Raw genomic sequence first — 19,378 nt, forward strand, 5'->3', positions numbered from 1 at the left:
TTTCTACTCTTTTACACCTTTTCAGATGGTTATTTTGTTTTTCCTAAGATAGTGAAATTTTTGAATGCATAAGATTTATTTACTAAATCTCATCATCTTCAATTAATTCATCAATAAAGAACAAAATGTCTTCACGATCATACTTGTCGGGGAACTGGTATCCGTTGATGATAAAGATAGGAGTAAAGCTTAATCCCGCGTTACTGTTTTCCTTAGACATCTCTACCAGTGGATTCAGGTTTTCCGATGTTACATTTCCTCCGGAAAGAGCATTGATTTTGCTTTCATCCTTTGTTTCAAACCATTCTTCTACAGCATGTAAAAATTCTTTTTCAGGTTTGTTATGATAAATATAAGTTAAGTCTGAAATAAGCCCGGTGTATTTTTCTTGAGCTCTTTCCGGGCTGTAGTTGAATCTCATCTGTAAAGAGATGTTATCCGGATATTTCTCCAAAAGACCTTCTGCAAGCTTATGAGCATCTTTACAGAAACCACAATATGGATTTGAAACGATGGAAATACGAAGTTTAGCATCTTTTTTCCCAACGGCGAAAGTTTCAGTATCCTGGAATTCTATTTTTTGATTCTGCTCCATTTGATTTTTGAAAAGCTCATAATTTCTTTTAAATCTAAGGTTTTTAGCATTCGATTTCTGAAGCGTTTCTTTTTGCTCAAGCAAAGTATTAAAATAAATAATAGAAGAGAAAACAAGCGCCCATAGAATAACAGTCAATAAAAGTGTTCCAATACTGAAAGAGAAATTCTCGAACAATAAACTGCTGATGACCAACTGTCCTACAAGGATTGAAATAATCAAGAGACAAACTCTACAAAATGTTTTTTCCACAAATGCCTGGATGTATAAAGAATATCCTATGGCAAGTACAGAGACAAAAGTAAATCCTTTTACAATATAAGCTGTTGCGGGTAAAAACAGACCCAATACAGCAAGTCCGGCAAAATAAATCAGAGAAAAGTCTGAAAACTTTAATCCTAAAATACTTGTTTTATCCTGTTTTATAATTTTATCACATGAATTGGCTGTTTGGCTGGCAGCAGCACCTCCGCCACCACATATACTCCCAATTACAGTGGATGTATTTCCGAATTTCTGATTGAAAATTTCCAGTGAAATATATACACCGGCTAAAGAAAGAAGATTGAACAGGGCTTCATAGATCGTTTGGCTTATAAAAGAATAGGCCAGAACAGCAGCGAAAATCAAATAAAGGACAGGTTTGAAATTGAAAGCTGTTTTGCTTTCTGCGTTCTCCGTTTTTTCAAACAAAAGCACAAAGTCTGTTGATTTGGTATAAAGCTCTTCTTTACCCAAAGTTTTTGCCTTTTCTGAATATACTGAATAGTTGCTTCCTGACTTTTTTACCAGAGAAAATGAATTTTCAACAATTGCAATAAATTCTTCCGGAAGCTCATCCCAATACTCCTTGTCAAGTTCATAAGCATCATTTTTTACCCCCATAAAGTTGAGTGTGTCACTAAAAGCAAGTGCAGATGGGTAATTGGGATGTGAGTTGAACTGGAAAATGAATTCCTGTTTATCGAGTTTTAAGTGGTTAATTAGTTTGTCAAAAATCATGTTAATATTTTTATCTAAAATACACAGATGTTTTAAATATACAAAAAAAAATCTCCTTTATTAGTGAGATATAAGCAGGTGTTGGTAGATTTTATTTGAATCTCAGTATTTTATTTTACAAAACTTGAATTTAAAATTAAATTCTATGCTATGTTTTTTTATTAAAATTAGCTGATTTTCCCTGTTTTCAGAGATAGATTATTTCTCGATAAAACAGGTTTTTGAGGAAAATACCTGATTTTCAGGATATATGTTTTGGACACAATAAGGATCGTTTTTCATAGACATATATTTTTAACCGTTCATCGTTAAGTTTGCATTAAATTTTACTTTTGGGAGTGAAAAGAGCTTTCTTTTAAACAAAATATAGAGCGTTTTTGTAAGGAATAAATGGTGTTAAAACAGTAAAAATAAATGCTGCCATTCTGATCCCAATATCTCTGTTTTTTTTGAACTCAAATTTTAGAAATATCATGTAAAATAGGCGTGATAACTCCAACTTTAAAAGTATGAAATATCGAGAAAAGTGCAATAAATTATATTTAAACAATCGTTTAGTTTATTGATCTTTTTATAGGTTATATGGTGTTTAATTGATGTTTTTTATATTGATGTCCGGATTGATTGCGATTTGTGATGTTTCGGTATGAACTCAAAAAAACTTAAAAAATCATAAAGTTTTCATAAAGTTTTAAAAAAGGATAGAAATGTTTTTGTATTTATAAAATATGTCGTACTTTTACATCGCCTTGAATGAGGGAACAAGTCAAGGTAATAAATTTTTTTTCATCATTTGTGTTTTTAGAATCGTATCGCCTGATACGATTCTTTTTTTTTGTTTATTTTTCGTAATTTAAGAGGAGATCTATGAAGTAAGAGTAGGTGACCGAGCCTTCCTGTTGGTTACTTTTCAAAAACAGATTGTTGGTGTATCCAAAGAAGTCATCCAGCCATCCCTGATGACTGAATACGAAATTTTTTTCATAAGTGCGGTCTTTTTTCATAGCAGGAGAATATTGATGAAGAACATTTTTTACAAACTCAGGATCTTCCTCTACAATGAACCTTAAAAGACTCTTTAACGTAAAAAGCTCGGTGCTGTACCGCAATTCCAGATTACTGGAATGAATCCCTATTAAATACCCCACAAAATTAGCTTCCTGTTCCCTGGCGAAACCCAGCTGATGAGAACTCTCGTGAGCGGTTGTAAAAGGGATGAAAGTAGGAGGTAATTCAGAGTTATATTGGGCTTCTGCGGTAAAAGGATTGTAATACCCCAAAATCCCGGTAAAGCTCATCACATTCCTGAATAAACTCGGTTTAATAGCTAATATCTGAGTGGCTTTTTTATCTGATATGTAAGAGGGTAATTTTGCCTGCTGATTGAGAATTTCCTTTTGTATAGCAGTAAGGTTTGTGATGACAAAAATTCCTTTAGCATTTTCATGAACAGACTGTCGGGTTAGCTTACATTTTTCAAGGTAGGTAAGAGCCAGTTTTTTTGCTTTTTCTACATCCGGTTCTTTCTGGCTTGAAAGCTTCTTAATAATAGGAGTCTGGAAGTACAGCATTCCCCAAAAGATTTGATGGATAAAATAAAAGATATTAATGATAATCAGGAGCTTTATCATAGAATCATTTCTTCGTTGCTTTCTGAATAAAGTGATTATATAATACAAAATAAAAGCGCCGAATATAATATAGATAAGATCTCCCATAGAAAACGGAATCCAGCTGAACAGCATCTGATGTATTGTTTTCTGAAGCTCAAAGAAATCCTCAAAAAAAGAAATCATCATTTTGGATTTTGAGAAACCGTAAAATAAAAGAAATTGGGCAAGTAATACACCTGCCCAAAATCTTTTCTTATTATATATTTTCCTTGTTATATTAATGACCATTGCCTTTAGATACTTTATCCAGATCAATGCCTTGGGCTTTCAAAATCCCACTTACACGGATCGCATAGAATGCAAGATAAGCAAAACAAACAACCCCAACGATATAACTGAAGTGGATATTCGTAATATCTGCAATATAACCTTGTATAAAGCTTACGATACCACCACCCATAATCATCATGATAAGATACCCTGATCCCTGGTTGGTGTGCTTTCCAAGTCCGTTGATAGCCAGTGCAAAGATACATGGCCATAGAGTAGAGCAGAAAAGACCTACACTGGTAAATGCATACACAGAAACCATACCTGAAGTGAACATACCGATAAGTAGAGCCGTAATTCCTGCTAATGAGAAGATTAAAAGCATCCTTGCCGGGTTTCCTTTACTCATGATATCGCAGATGATCATCGCAATAATGATAAATCCATATACATAGAATGGAGAAAGATCATGATGAGCCAGCGCATTTACGAATAAAAAGACACCAAATGCAAGATAAGGCGCTAAGAATCTTAAGATCTTTTTGAAGCCTGCGTTCACGTCAAATGCCTCTACAGCACCTGTCCAACGGCCAATCATTAATGACGCCCAGTATAATGAGATGTAAGGGGCTACATCTTTAGTTTCAAATCCTAAGTTTTTTTCCATATAAGCAGGAAGGTTACTCGCGGTGGAAACCTCCACTCCTACATACACGAAAATCGCGATCATTCCCATTACCAATTGAGGGTACTGGAAAGCTGAACTTCTGTGCTCTCCCGGAGTTGTATCATCTGTATCCGTACTATTGGTAGGTGTTATAGCAGGAAGGGAAGAGAATTTAAGCATTAAAGCTACAAGAGCAAAAGCTGCCCCTAATATAAGATAAGGTATTTTTACACTTTCGATACTTGCTTCTGTATTGGCTGCGCTTGCAGATCCAAAAATAGCAAATGCAACGATAAGTGGTCCTATTGTCGTTCCTAAGTTATTGATTCCCCCAGCCATTGTTAATCTCTGAGATCCTGTTTCCGTAGGACCTACCTCAATAGCGAGCGGGTTGGCAACAATCTGCTGAAGAGAGAATCCTAAACCTACAATAAATAATCCGGAGATCATTAACGGAAAAGAATGCATATTGGCAGCCGGGTAAAACAACAAGGTTCCCATTGCAGAAATAAGAAGTCCCACAATAAGACCGTTTTTGTACCCTATTTTATTGATCAAATCCTGCTTAATGCTTTTTGATATGATCATATAAATTAAAGAACCTACAGTATATGCTACATAGAAGCATATCTGGACCAGCATACTTTCAGTTTGTGATAAGTTGAAGGCTTTTTGAAAAACTGGGATCAGGATATCATTACTGGCTGCTACAAATCCCCAAAAGAAGAATACAGTAACCAACGGAATGAATTGTGCCCAATTGGTTTGTTTAGAATAATTTGACATATTTATTATAGATTTCACAAACAAATATAACTATTTCCTTTCAACGGAATACCTGATTAAGGTTTTTTTTATTTTTTCATAAGCCTCTGCCTTTAAGTCTTTTGGCGAATCTGTAGGCTCAATGATTCCATTGAAATACACCTTTACTCTTCCGGGAAAGCCTTTTGAGTTTTCAAAAGGGAACATTTCCTTGAGTCCGATAAAGGTATAAACAGCTATTGGGGAATGATGTTTTGAAGACAGCATAAATGCTCCGTCCTTAAAATCATCCAGGATAATAGAAGTGTCATCAGGTACACCGCCTTCAGGAAAAATGGCAATACTGTTGCCTTCCTCCATCTTCTCTGCACATCTTCGATATACATCAGCACGGCTTCTCGCACTCGCTCTGTCTACCATGACGCATATCCTTTTATATACGGTTCCAAAAATAGGAATCTTTACCAGTTCTTTCTTCCCTACAAAACATATCGGATGATCGGGTAATAGAATACAGGTAAGCATAATATCCATGATGGAAGTGTGATTGGAGATAAAGACATACGGTATCTTTTTGTCCATTTCCTGTTCTGAAAGCTTAATGAGATCATATCTGAAGCCCATTCCGTAGAACATTCCGAAACACCAGAGTCTGACAAGTTTATATCCGTACTTGTAGTGCTTTTTATTAAAAGATAAAATATAGACTGGGATTCCAATGGTAACTGTCAGAAAAAATGCCAACAACAGCAACCAGAATCTCCATAGATAATTTAAAATTTTTGTCACAGCCTAACCGTTAAAAATTACTTTCTTTTTTACCGAATAATTAAGAATGGAAACCAGCAATATTGCTGCAATTTTACTGATTATTTCCGGGCTCAAGGTATAAAAAAATAAATTGATATTGTCTTTAAATATAAAACTATAAAATATCTGGAAAAATCCTAAGCTGAGTAATGTTGAAAAGAAGGATACCACCATAAAGTAAGCAAACTCTTTTTTCTTCGAATGTTTTCCTCTTTCAAACACAAACCAGATGCTCAGAAAATAATTGGTGATGATCCCGCAGCTTGTAGAAAAAATATTACTTAAAGGATAATGTATACCATGAAAGTTGGTTTCCCTTACAAAGAAATGAGGAAGAGAAGTGCTGAAAATTTTAAAGCTTCCTATTTCTACAATAGCGCTCAGTCCTCCAGCAATGATGAAGAACAAAACCTGTTTCTGGCGTATGAGTATATCTTTCATTCAATTAATATAAAACTAAAAATTTGTGTACATATTGTATGAAGCAAGAGAGCGTTTATATTTCAGCAGGTGAATACCTTACCGTACTCTGATTGTTCATAATGATTTTAAAATACCAATAATTACAAAACTTCATAATATGAGTATGCAAATTTATAACTATATGTTAAACACTGAAAAAAGTTGTTAAAATATTTTTTTTAATTAAAATTATTTCTAATTTTAATATTCAGAATGATGTAATAATGACCTGATAATAAATTCATTTTCAACTCCTTGTGTTGATGGTTTTTTCTATCTTGTAGTGCACGATTAAGAGCATATACTCCAACATTTTATGACCCAATTATTAATAATATTTGTATGAAACGTCAAAACAAATACAGAAAATTCCAGCTTCAACAGAAAAATATTGAGGCTCTTGAGAAAGAAAATTCCCGCTTCAAAAGAGTGTATTCTGAATATGAAAATATGTCAAACGAATTATGGAATCTTGAAAACTCCAACGGGGAACCTGTCCCCGATGATTTTATCAATGCAATGGTATTACAGACTTCCTATCTGGAAGATGAAATAGAAGATTGGCTTTTACAATTCAATGAAAAAAAAACAGAGATTAAACATTAATGATTTTAGACAGCTTCCAGGTTGTTTTTAAATGCTAATTGAAGATAAATTCATAATTTAGCAAGCTTAAATTAAAATCTAAAATATGGTTGCTATTGTAGATAGTGGTTCTACTAAAACGGATTGGGTGATACTTGATGACTTTAAAAAAGTTTTTCTAAAAACAGAAACAATAGGTTTCAATCCGAATTTTATCAACAGAGAACTTATCGCTCCTGAAATACAGAAGAATAGCAATCTGATATCAGTTAAAAATTCAATTACCAAGGTCTTTTTTTATGGTTCCGGATGTGGAGTGAAAAAAAATTGTGAAACTATCGAAGAAGAACTGCAGAAGGTATTTGGAAAAGCCGAAATTATTGTAAAGGAAGACCTGATGGCTGCAGCCTATGCAGCATATGGCGGAAAACCTGCCATCGTATGTATTTTGGGCACAGGATCAAACTCTTGTTTTTTTGACGGTGAAAATCTGAAGATTGAATTGCCTTCACTTGGATTCCTGATCGGGGACGAAGGAAGTGGCAGTGCTATCGGAAAGCAATTAGTGCGCAGATATTTCATGAAAAAACTGCCTTCAGATCTTCACAAAGAATTTGAAGCAGACTATCAGCTTACTGTAGAAGATGCATTGAAAAATATGTATCATACTCCAAGACCAAACGCCTATTTGGCAAACTTTACCAAATTTGTGATCGAAAGAAAAGATCATCCTTATTTCCAGGATATGGTTTTTGAAGAAATGAGAAACTTCTTTGAATACCAGGTTCTCCCTTATGAGGAAGCAAAAGATGCCGAGATCAATTTCATCGGCTCTATTGCCTATTATTATGAAAACATACTACGTTCTGTAGCTACAGAACTTAATTTAAATGTGGGACATGTTGTGCAGAAACCAATTGAAAGCTTAGTAGATTACCACATTAAATATATACTTTAACAAAAAACAAAATTTTATGTCAAGTAACAACAATCGTGACGAAAAGAACTTTAGCCAGGCCGCGCTAGATTATCATAAAGCAGAACCTAAAGGAAAAATTGAAGTAATCCCGTCAAAGCCACACTCTTCTCAAAGAGACCTGTCACTGGCTTACTCTCCTGGGGTAGCTGTTCCTTGTATGGAAATTCATGAAAAACCGGAAACTGTTTATGATTATACAGGAAAAGGAAACCTGGTAGCAGTAATTTCTAACGGTACTGCGGTACTTGGACTGGGAGATATCGGTGCTGAAGCTTCAAAACCGGTAATGGAGGGAAAAGGTCTTTTGTTCAAGATCTTTGCTGATATCAACGTTTTTGATATCGAGATTGATGAAAAAGACCCGGATAAATTTATTGAAATTGTAAAAGGTATTGCTCCTACTTTCGGAGGAATCAACCTGGAAGATATTAAAGCTCCTGAAGCATTTTATATAGAACAAAAACTGAAAGAGGAATTAAATATTCCTTTGATGCATGATGACCAGCACGGAACAGCAATTATCTCTGCAGCAGCATTGATCAACTCTTTGCAGATTGCTAATAAAGATATTGATAAAGTGAAAATGGTGGTGAACGGTGCAGGGGCCGCTGCTATCGCATGTACCAAGCTTTACATTTCATTAGGACTGAAAAAAGAAAATGTTCTGATGTGTGACAGTAAGGGGGTTATCAATCATAAAAGAGAAAATCTTACTCCTGAAAAATTAGATTTCATCGCTCAGACAGATATTGAAACATTAGAAGATGCTGTAAAAGGAACGGATGTTTTCGTAGGATTGTCAAAAGGAAACGTGATGACTCCGGAAATGCTGTTGAGCATGAATAACGATCCTATCGTATTCGCTTTAGCAAACCCAGATCCGGAAATCGCTTACGATCTTGCTATCGAGACTCGTAAAGATGTCATCATGGCAACAGGAAGAAGTGATTATCCTAACCAGGTAAACAACGTATTGGGATTCCCTTATATCTTCCGTGGCGCATTGGATGTACAGGCTACAGGAATTAATGAAGAAATGAAGCTTGCTGCCGTACACGCTATTGCTGACCTGGCAAAAGAACCGGTGCCGGAAGCTGTAATTTTAGCATACAACGTTCAGAATATGCAATTTGGAAGAGAGTATTTCATTCCAAAACCATTTGATAACAGACTGATCACAAAAGTATCAAGCGCTGTAGCAAAAGCGGCTATTGAAAGCGGTGTTGCGAGAAAAACGATTGCTGATTTTGAAGAATATGAGCACCAGCTTTTAGACAGAATGGGAAGAGATGAAAGATTGGTAAGAATGATGCAGAGCCGTGCAAAATCCAATCCGAAAAGAATTACCCTTGGGAATGCTGAAGAATACAACGTATTGAAAGCTGCTCAGATTCTTTATGAAGAAGGAATTGCTTATCCAAGCCTTTTAGGAGATAAGAAATACATCCAAGAGCAGATGGAGCGTTACGGAATTACTCTTGATGTTCCTATCATTGATCCAAGTGATGATGATCAGAAAGAAAACAGAAAAAAATACAGAGAAACCCTTTGGAAACTTCGTCAGAGAAAAGGAATGAACGAGTACAAAGCGAAGAGATATGTTCGTCAGAGAGATTATTTTGGACCTCTGATGCTAAGACATGGGGATACGGATGGTCTTATCGTAGGATTCTCTAAAAACTATACTTCAGTATTGCGTCCTGTGTTGGAAGTTATTGAAAAAGATAAAGGAGTAGACAAAGTAGCGGCAATGATGATGATCCTGTCCGAAAAGAAACCTATCTTCTTTGCAGATACATCCATCAATCAGAACCCAACCTCTGAAGACCTTGTGAATATTGCTAAAATGGCAGAATTTACAGTGAAATCTTTTGCTATTGAGCCTAGAATTGCAATGCTTGGATTCGAAAACTTCGCTGCTATTTCTGAAACTTCCAAAAAAGTAGCTAAAGCAGTAAGCATTCTTCATGAGAAATATCCTAAAATGATTGTAGATGGAGAAATTCAGCCTGATTTTGCAATGAATGCGGATCACCTGAGCGATTATCCATTCTCAAAATTAGGAACAACACCAGCAAATACATTCATCTTCCCGAATCTTGAAAGTGCAAACCTTTCTTACAAAATTCTGAGAGGTATGAAAGTAGCACAGGTGATAGGACCAATCTTAATGGGATTAAAACAGCCGGTACACGTTCTTCAAATGCGTTCAAGCGTAGATGAGATCGTAAACCTTGCTACGATTGCCGTTCTTGATGCTCAAAGAAGAGAAAAAAAATAAATCTAAAATTGAGATCCTGAGTAGTAATCACTAACCTCCGATCAGATTTTTCTTATTTAAAAAATGACACCTTAAACCGTGTTGAGATAATAAAAAGACTCCATATTTTGGAGTCTTTTGCTTTTATGTTAATTCATTGAATTCTTATTTGAAATTTAAGTTAAAAATCATTCGCGCGTGAAATGAAAACATTAATTAGTTTAAATTGCTATATTTGGGAGTTTTAAAAATTAATAATGATATTTTCTTTACAAGGCACTGTTCAAGAACTTACGCCTACCTACGCGGTAATCAATGTACAAGGGGTTGGCTACTACGTGGGAATCAGTTTGATGACCTCACAGACGCTGGTTTTGAATCAGCAGACTATTTTATTTATCCAGCAGATCATCCGTGAAGATGCTCATCTTCTCTTTGGTTTTAACACACGTTCAGAAAAAGAAATGTTCAATCTGTTAATTAGCGTTAACGGAGTAGGGGCTGTTTCTGCATTGATTCTGCTGTCAACACTGAGCCTTGATGAGATCGCTACTGCCATACTTTCAGGCAACAGTGCCCTCATCCAAAAAGCAAAAGGAATCGGTGCCAAAACGGCCGAAAGAATCATCGTAGACCTTAAAGATAAAGTACAGAAATTCAGTGATCCGAACGCGAATATTTCTGTGATGGTGGATAATAAAATTAAGGAAGAATCGTTATCTGCATTAGAAGTTTTAGGAATTCCTAAGCGGGCGAGTGAGAAGATTGCGGATAGAATAATAAAACAAAATCCAAGTATCTCGGTAGAAGAATTGGTTAAACAAATCTTAAAAAACATTTAACATTTGGTGGCGAAAAGTAAGCATCTTAACATATTTTTGTTCCTGTCGTTTCTGTGTATGTCTGTCAGCGCGTTTGCGCAGGTACGGAGTGATACAGCGATCATAAGAAAACAATATGAAGTGGCCGACCCTACGAGGTACGAAGCCTATTACGATATAAAAACCGGGATGTACTATGTATATCCTAAAATCGGAAATACCATAACAGGTCCTCCTACAGCGATGTCTCCGCAAGAGTATAAAGAATATATGCTTGCTACCCAGACAAAAGCTTATTACAAGGAGAAATCTGATAAATATAACCTTCTTTTCAGAAGAGACAGATCAGATGCAAGGAAGAAAGGACTTATTCCTTCACTCTTGATCAATAACAGGTTGTTCGAAACGATTTTCGGAGGTAATAAAATTGAAATTATTCCTTCAGGGTATGCATCTTTGGACTTTGCCGGATTGTATCAGAAAATTGATAACCCTTTGATCCTGCCACAAAACAGGACCAGTTTTACCTTCGATATCGATCAGAGAATTCAGCTGGGATTATTGGGTAAAGTAGGGGAAAACCTTCAGTTAAAAGCCAATTATGATACCCAGAGTGGTTTTGCTTTTGAAAACAGAATGAACCTTGTTTGGCAGGCAAAAGGAAGCTGGAAAGATCTTCAAAGCAAAGGCCTTGGAAATGTAGATAAACCCAACGAAGGAGGAGAAGATAAAATCATCAAAAGAGTTGAATTCGGTAACGTAAATATGCCGCTTTCAACCAGTCTGATCCGTGGTTCACAATCACTATTCGGGGTGAAAACAGAATTCCAGTTAGGAAAAACATTTGGAACAGTGGTCCTTTCCCAACAGCAGGGTGAGGCCCGTAATATTGTAGTGCAGGGTGGTGGTGTTATGAACAACTTTAAAGTTAACGCGATTGACTATGAAGAAAATCAGCACTACTTCTTAGGACACTATTTCCTGAACAAATATGATGATGCCTTACTTAATTATCCACAGATCAATTCCACCATTAATATTACCAGATTAGAAGTATGGGTGCTTGATCAGGGGAACAGTAATCTTGCCTATCAGAAAAGTATTATCGGAATCAGAGACCTGGGAGAAGGTCCTGGTGGTGTTACTTTACCGGATAACTCACTGAACGGTTTATATGACGCAGTTTCGTCAGTAGCAGGATCTAGAGAAGCCGGAAAAAACTATGGAACTATTTTCCAGGGGCAGGTGATTGGGACAGATCCCACTCCTTATGATAATGGAGAGCAATTCATATACAATACAAAAGCCAGAAAGCTGAATGCTAATGAATTTACTTTTCAGCCACAGCTAGGATATATTTCATTAAATCAAAAATTGAATGACCAACAGCTTTTAGCTGTTTCATACTCCTATACTGTTAACGGAAGCAATAAAGTATACAAAGTAGGGGAATTCTCTGAAGAAAGCCCGGTGCTTGTAACCAAAGTATTGAGAGTAAACAATAAAGTGAACACTCAATCTCCGATGTGGGACCTGATGATGAAGAATATCTATTCTATGGATGCAGGACAGGTAGCACCGGATGGATTTATCCTGAATGTATACTACAGAGATCCAAAAACAGGAGGTAAAGTAAACTACCTTCCGGATACTCCCGTAAAAGATCAGAACTTACTGAAATTATTCAACTGGGACCGTCTTAATATGAACGGAGACATCCAGAATAATAAAGACGGAAGCAAAGGAGATGGAATCTTCGACTTTGTCAACGGGATTACCATCAGACCGGAAACAGGGCGGGTTATTTTTACCAAAGTACAGCCTTTCGGAAGTTATATGCAAAAGGTTCTAGGGGGAACTTTTGATCCTCAATATGTTTTCCAGGATCTTTATACCAAGCAAAAACAAGCTGTTCTTTCCAGTAACCTTTCACAGAGATATACAATGGAAGGCCGTTATAAAGGAGTTCAGGGACAAGGTATTTCTTTAGGTGCAGTAAACGTGCCTCAGGGGTCGGTGAAAGTTGCAGCAAACGGAGTACAGCTTACCGAAGGGGTAGACTATACCGTAGATTATATGCTTGGAACAGTTACGATCATCAACGAAAACGTAAAACAGTCCGGGCAGGCTATCAATATTTCACTGGAAAACCAGTTGACATTTAATACCCAAAGAAAAAGATTCTTAGGATTAAATTTAGAAAGAAGATTCAATGAAAACTTTATCTTAGGAGGAACAGTAATCAATTACTCAGAGTCTCCATTGACTCAGAAAGTAAACTTCGGACAGGAAGCGGTAAACAATACCATGGCAGGGATCAACTTGATGTATAACAATCAGGCTCCTTATCTGACAAGGCTTACTAATAAGCTTCCTATGGTAAAAACCGAAGCGCCATCCAACTTAAACTTTAAGATGGAAGCAGCTTATTTAATGCCTGGACTGAATAAAGGGACCAATAACCAGTCTTATATTGACGATTTTGAACAAACGACTTCCAAGATATCATTAAAAGAACCGGCAGCATGGAGCTTAGCTTCAAAACCGGAAAAAAATACTTTGCCACCATTTAATACGTTGCCGGCAAATGACGACATAACAAGCGGATATGGAAGAGGACTATTAACATGGTATAATATCGACCCTAGATTCTGGGGAGTAGGAGGAAAAGCTCCTTCAGGAATTACACCACAGTCTGTATCCAATCACGCTTCAAGAAGAGTACAATACTCGGAGATTTACAACAACAGAGATTTTGTTGCAGGTGAACAGACCTTTACCAATACTTTCGATATCTCTTATTTCCCTAAGGAAAAAGGGCCATATAACGTAAACCCATTAACAGAACAGGCACAAAGCAGATGGGCGGGGATTATGAGGTCTATCAGCGTTCCAAACTTTGTTACTTCAAACATCGAATACGTAGAATTCTGGATGATGGATCCTTATGCAGATGGAAAAACGCTGGGTACTGATCCAAAACTTTTACTTCATTTAGGAAACGTTTCCGAAGATGTATTAAAGGATGGTAAAATGCAGTATGAAAATGGACTTCCTACTTCTGGTACCCCATCTTCTACTACAAATTCAAATTGGGGGACACAGCCAAAACAGCCGCCAATTTTATATGCATTCTCTACAGAAGGAGAGGACAGAAAAGTACAGGATGCCGGATATGATGGTCTTACTTCTGATCAGGAAGCAATGAGGTTCGGAAATACATTTGTAAACCCTGTAACCAATATTGCTGACCCTGCAGTGGATGACTTCGTATTCTATCTTTCTGATAAATTTACAGGAAGTCAGGCTGCTTCAGTTGTGGAACGATATAAGTATTTCAGAAACCCTGAAGGAAACTCTGAAGCAAACTCTTTAAATGTAGCTTCACAAACTCCGGATGCAGAAGATATCAATAAAGATTACAACCTTGATCAGACTGAAAACTATAATCAGTATGTTGTAAAGCTTGATCAGCCAAGTTTGTCATTAGGACAAAACAATATTGTTGATGTAAAGACAGTAAAAGCAGCATTTCAGAATGGGCAGACTGCAGATGTTAAATGGTTCTTATTTAGAATTCCAGTGTCTAAGTACGATCTGCAGGAAGGAACGCATGATGCTTCGGTGCTGAATAATGTAAGATTTGCAAGATTAATGTTGGCAGGGTTCGACCAAACATCCACTTTAAGATTTGGAACAATGGATCTTGTAAGATCAGACTGGAGAAAATATAACAATAAAATTGCCAGTACAATTGTTTCCGGTCCCGAAGAAGGGATAGGAGAAGTGACAGATCCGAACTTTGAAGTAGGAAGTGTGAATATTGAAGAGAATGCTTTAAATCAGCCTCCGTATGTGCTGCCTCCGGGAATTGACAGACAGGTATTAAGTGGAAATGCTGGAGCTCAAAGACAAAATGAAGCTTCACTTTACATGAAAGTAAATGACCTTAAATCTGAAGCAAGAGGAGTATTCAAGAATACAACACTGGATATGAGAAGATATAAAAAGTTGAAACTTTTTGTACATGCTCATGATCCATTGAATAGAGTAATAGGAATGGATGAGAAAACCAAATTCTTTATCCGTTTCGGAAGTGATGCTACTGACAACTATTATGAATATGAATCATCTCTAAAGATGACACCTACAACGGCAACAGCTCCTATGGAAATCTGGCCAATGGAAAATGAGGTGGATTTTGATGTTCAGAACTTTGTAGATGCTAAGATTAGAAGAGATAAGTCGGGAGTGAAAATTACCGATAGAACAGTAGATCCGGCATACCAGGAACCTTTTAAGAATATTTATATAAAAGGTAGACCAAGTTTAGGAAATATTACCACGATTATGATTGGGGTAAGAAATGCAGATGTAAGAGGAGGAACCGGAATTACAAGAATATTATGGGTAAACGAAGTCCGTCTTTCTGAAATTGAGAATGATGGTGGATATGCAGGAAATGCCAGCTTAAACTTTAACATGGGAGATCTGGCAACAGTGAATGCCAACGCTTCTTATACATCAGTTGGTTTTGGAAATATCGATTCAAAACCTGCAGAAAGAACGCAATCTACTCAATCAGCGTTTAGCATTAATACAGCGATCAATGTAGATAAATTCCTTCCTGAAAAAACAGGGGTTAAGATTCCTTTAAACTATTCTTACTCACAGACCATTGAAGATCCGAAATACAACCCTCTGGATACCGACGTAGAATTCAGTAAGGCGCCAAACAAGGAACAATTGAAAAAAGTAGCGAGAACGTATACGCAGCAGAGAAGTATAGGAGTCGTGAATATGCACAAGGAAAGAGTAAATCCAAATAAAAAGCCTAAATTCTATGACATCGAAAACGTTTCGGTAACGGCTGTTTATAACGATGACTATTTCAGAGATATTTATACCAAGAGAAATTACAGACAATATCTGAGAGGATATGTTGATTATAACTACACGTTCAAACCGTGGGTCATCAAACCTTTCAATAAAATGATCAGCGATACTGCGAAATCTACGAAGTATCTGAGATGGGTGAAGGAATTCAATTTTAATCCAATTCCTACAAGATTATCTTTCAGAACTGAAATCGACAGAAATTATAATGAACTTGAGTTTAGAAACGTGGAAGCGATCCTGAATGGAAATATGAACAGTGATTTCGATGCCATCAGAAACCGAAACTTCTTCTTTGGATGGCAGTACGGGTTAGGATTCAATTTCACAAAATCATTAAAACTGGAAATCAATTCAGCAACCAGAACCCTTAATGATAATCTGGATGTAAACTCAATGGACAACAAGTCGATCTTTGGAAATGTATTCAGAGCAGGAAGACCGGTATTGTATAACCACAGAGCACAGCTGAACTATAAACTGCCATTCCAGTATCTTCCTTATCTGGATTTCATTGATGCAGAAGTAGGATATGGATTTACCTACAACTGGGCTGCAAGGTCTACTTCGTTGACTGGATTTGTTGACCCTAACTCTAATCAGGTAGCAAGTTTAGGATCTGTTGGACAGAATACCAATGTTATTCAGGCAACAGCTTCAGCGGATCTTCCTAAGTTCTTCGGACAGTTTAATTATTTCAAAAAGATAAATGCTAAGCTTCAGAAACGCAGACAGGAGATGGACTCTCTGAACAATGTCTATACAAAACAATGGGAGAAGAACAGATACAGATACAAGAAATATAAATTTAAAAATAAGCTTACCCCATTTCAGAGCGCTGCATTCTTATTGACTTCTTTCAAGCAATTGAATGTAAGCTATAATGAAACGAATGGTACGGTACTTCCGGGATTATTATCAGCTCCTAACTGGTATGGTTCAGGCCAGACACTGGGAGGGCCAACCCTTGGATTCCTTTTAGGATCACAGGCTGATATCAGAAGAACAGTGATGGAAAACGGATGGGTGAGTGGTTCCAATTATATGACAGATCCATATGTGAGGATGTCTACCAAAGAATTGAGAGCAGACTTACAAGTGGTGCCGATGAATGATTTAAGAATAGATCTTAATGTGTTGCATACCTTTAACAGTAACTTTTCCCATACAGGATTTAACTATACCAATAATGGCGTTTCGGATCCTGACTTTACATTTGCCAGCGAAATGATAACGTATTCCAATACGACATCGCTTCTTAGTACATCATTTAAAGATGGACAAGCGGTTTATCAGGCGATCAGGGAAAATGCAAGAGCACTTTCACAACAGCTTGGAGGACCAGGCGCTGTATTGGATAACAATGGATTTGCTCAGCATTACAGTATTGGAAATGCTTATGTATTGATTCCTGCCTTTAAAGCAGCGATGGAAGGAAAATCGGTGACACCAATGAGCAATCCGAAGAAATCAGGATTCCCATTACCAAACTGGAGAATTACGTATTCAGGATTAAAAAACATCCCGATGATCAGTGGACAGTTCACAAAGTTTGATATCCTACATGCCTATACAGCTACTTATACCGCAACGGGTATTCAGAGTAATGTAGATTATCATGGTAACCCGAATGGATACTATCAGACCGTGGATAATGCAGGTAATGTAATCAAAAATGCTGGAGACAAGATTAATCCATATACATTTGCACAGGTGGGGTATGTAGAATCTTTCTCACCACTTATTGGGGTAGATGTTACCATGAGAAACAATATGCAGTTCGGGATACAGTATAACAAAACCAGAATGATGGTATTGGGATTGGTAAATCAGACGCTTACCGAAGATGCAAATACAGAATATGTAGTAAGACTTGGATATATTATAAGAAACTTCAGATTGGGAACTGCTAATATCAGAGGAAGAGGAACAAGAGGGAAAGGAAGTGACCTTAATATCAGAGGAGATATTTCATTAAGAGACAGTAAGACCTCTATTATGAATATCCTGTTGAATGATGCTCAGGTTACGGGAGGACAACGATTGATGAATATCAAACTTTCAGCAGACTACAATGTTTCTGAGAATCTGAACCTGAGAGTGTTCTACGAACAGATGACCTCAAAGTATAAGATTTCCACAGCATTCCCGCTGTCTACAATTAGAGCGGGTATTTCTGCCACATTTACATTCGGAGATTCCGGAGGTGGATTCTAAAAATAGTACAAACGTAAAAGTCCTTCAGTTTTGAAGGACTTTTTTTATATCCAATATTTGAAGCTACTATATTTTTGAATACATTTGTACAAAATAAAAATTAAAAAATGAACACACCATCAGAATTAAAGTACACCAAAGACCACGAATGGATCAAAATCGAGGGTAACGTTGCTACAATCGGTATTACAGACTTCGCTCAGGGAGAACTTGGAGACATCGTATACGTAGACATAGATACTGTAGATGATGATCTTAATGGAGGAGACGTTTTTGGAAGTGTAGAAGCAGTAAAGACTGTTTCAGATCTATTCTTGCCTATCGCAGGGAAGGTTATTGAGTTTAATTCAGAATTAGAAGCTCAGCCGGAACTGTTAAATACAGATCCTTATGGAGACGGATGGATCATCAAATTGGAAATTGCTGATGGAGCAGATCAGTCAGAGTTACTTTCTGCAGACGATTACAAAGCGATCATTGGATAAGATTTCAAAAATATTTAGTAAGATACTGCCCATTTATTGGGCATTTCTTACTTATATGCTCCTCAAGCCAGGAGAAGAAAACAATGAATATTGGTTCATGTTTAGCGGTATCGACAAGGTATTGCATTTAAGCATATTTGGAGCGCTGGGTTTCGCTTTCATTGCCGCATTTCCCAAAATAAAATTCTCATACTTTTTTCAAATCATCCTTCTCTATGCATTCCTTACTGAAATTCTACAGGAAGAAATGGGATTAGGAAGATCTATGGAAACGCTGGATATCGTAGCAGACACTATCGGATGTCTATTAGGGTACTATATATATAAGGTATTAATCAAACGTTTCTTTTAAAATCCTATCTTTAGGAAGGAGCAATGCTTCATTTCATGCCTTTCCTCTCAGAAACATTCAAGTTTTTTCACCCCTTCAAGCTCTCCAACATTCTTAGGAGCTATTCCTGCTATCCATTTCTACTCCTCGCTGCAGCGCTCTCCGCCCTTCCAACCCACCAACCCTCCTACCTACGCTGTGGGGTAACCATTGCTATCAGGGCTAGGGGAGGTCTAATTATGAATGATGAATGATGAATGATGAATAATGAGTTATGAATTATAGTTTCGCGGTTCGCGTTCCGGGTTTTCGGTTTTGAGATTACAATTCCAGGTTTTTGGTTATAAATAGGTGTATTCTGTATCATCAACTTTCTCTTGTATATAATATCCATCATCCTCTGTGTAAATCCTTGCGATCTGTGGTTGATAATCCTATCAACAAATAATCACGATCTTCATCCAGACTATAAAAATTCAATAGAAACGGGTTTTAACCCGTTTAATAAAAAGAAAACGTCCTTGTTGGCTTTACCCCAAACGTAAATAAAGAATATTTGTTTTTAGAAAAGCCCCTACTATTATATATAGGTATACCTTTCATTATACATTATACATTAT

12 protein-coding genes are annotated in these 19,378 nt (G+C 36.7%); 7 read left to right on the forward strand and 5 right to left on the reverse strand.

The features are described from left to right. Positions 1–82: 82 nt before the first annotated feature. The 5 genes from DBR39_RS23380 to DBR39_RS23400 all read right to left on the reverse strand — a co-directional run bounded on the left by DBR39_RS23380 (position 83) and on the right by DBR39_RS23400 (position 6,163). On the reverse strand, positions 83–1,597 hold the full coding sequence (locus tag DBR39_RS23380; RefSeq protein WP_124537079.1) for a thioredoxin domain-containing protein: 1,515 nt from the start codon (positions 1,595–1,597) through the stop codon (positions 83–85). 839 nt (positions 1,598–2,436) lie between these two features. Continuing rightward, positions 2,437–3,396 (reverse strand): DUF3810 domain-containing protein, encoded by a 960-nt coding sequence (locus tag DBR39_RS23385; RefSeq protein WP_228447907.1) that lies wholly within the window; start codon positions 3,394–3,396, stop codon positions 2,437–2,439. A gap of 91 nt (positions 3,397–3,487) precedes the next feature. Then, a complete protein-coding gene (locus DBR39_RS23390; RefSeq protein ID WP_124537081.1) occupies positions 3,488–4,933 on the reverse strand; it encodes an MFS transporter in 1,446 nt (481 codons plus the stop codon). 30 nt (positions 4,934–4,963) lie between these two features. Continuing rightward, entirely contained in the window at positions 4,964–5,701 is a 738-nt protein-coding gene (locus DBR39_RS23395) for a lysophospholipid acyltransferase family protein (RefSeq protein ID WP_124537082.1), read from the reverse strand. Between the two features lie 3 nt (positions 5,702–5,704). After that, positions 5,705–6,163: a GtrA family protein gene (locus tag DBR39_RS23400; RefSeq protein WP_103234996.1), complete on the reverse strand. Its 459-nt coding sequence runs from the start codon at positions 6,161–6,163 to the stop codon at positions 5,705–5,707. Positions 6,164–6,526: 363 nt separating this feature from the next. Between DBR39_RS23400 and DBR39_RS23405 the strand changes: the two genes are divergently transcribed. The 7 genes from DBR39_RS23405 (at position 6,527) to DBR39_RS23435 (ending at position 18,779) form a co-directional block, all read left to right on the forward strand. Then, a complete protein-coding gene (locus DBR39_RS23405) occupies positions 6,527–6,790 on the forward strand; it encodes a hypothetical protein (RefSeq protein WP_124537083.1) in 264 nt (87 codons plus the stop codon). 85 nt (positions 6,791–6,875) lie between these two features. Next, positions 6,876–7,727: a BadF/BadG/BcrA/BcrD ATPase family protein gene (locus DBR39_RS23410; protein WP_124537084.1), complete on the forward strand. Its 852-nt coding sequence runs from the start codon at positions 6,876–6,878 to the stop codon at positions 7,725–7,727. Positions 7,728–7,743: 16 nt separating this feature from the next. Continuing rightward, positions 7,744–10,029 carry an NADP-dependent malic enzyme gene (locus DBR39_RS23415; protein WP_124537085.1) on the forward strand — a complete coding sequence of 762 codons (2,286 nt, stop codon included), beginning with the start codon at positions 7,744–7,746 and terminating at the stop codon, positions 10,027–10,029. Between the two features lie 236 nt (positions 10,030–10,265). Continuing rightward, entirely contained in the window at positions 10,266–10,850 is a 585-nt protein-coding gene (ruvA, locus tag DBR39_RS23420) for a Holliday junction branch migration protein RuvA (RefSeq protein ID WP_103233979.1), read from the forward strand. A gap of 57 nt (positions 10,851–10,907) precedes the next feature. Then, entirely contained in the window at positions 10,908–17,942 is a 7,035-nt protein-coding gene (gene sprA / locus DBR39_RS23425) for a cell surface protein SprA (RefSeq protein WP_124537088.1), read from the forward strand. Between the two features lie 107 nt (positions 17,943–18,049). After that, positions 18,050–18,427: a glycine cleavage system protein GcvH gene (gcvH, locus tag DBR39_RS23430; RefSeq protein ID WP_047373847.1), complete on the forward strand. Its 378-nt coding sequence runs from the start codon at positions 18,050–18,052 to the stop codon at positions 18,425–18,427. A gap of 25 nt (positions 18,428–18,452) precedes the next feature. Then, on the forward strand, positions 18,453–18,779 hold the full coding sequence (locus DBR39_RS23435) for a VanZ family protein (RefSeq protein ID WP_124537089.1): 327 nt from the start codon (positions 18,453–18,455) through the stop codon (positions 18,777–18,779). The last annotated feature ends 599 nt before the right edge of the window (positions 18,780–19,378 follow it).

It is taken from the genome of Chryseobacterium sp. KBW03, from assembly GCF_003852415.1.
Classification (GTDB): domain Bacteria; phylum Bacteroidota; class Bacteroidia; order Flavobacteriales; family Weeksellaceae; genus Chryseobacterium; species Chryseobacterium viscerum.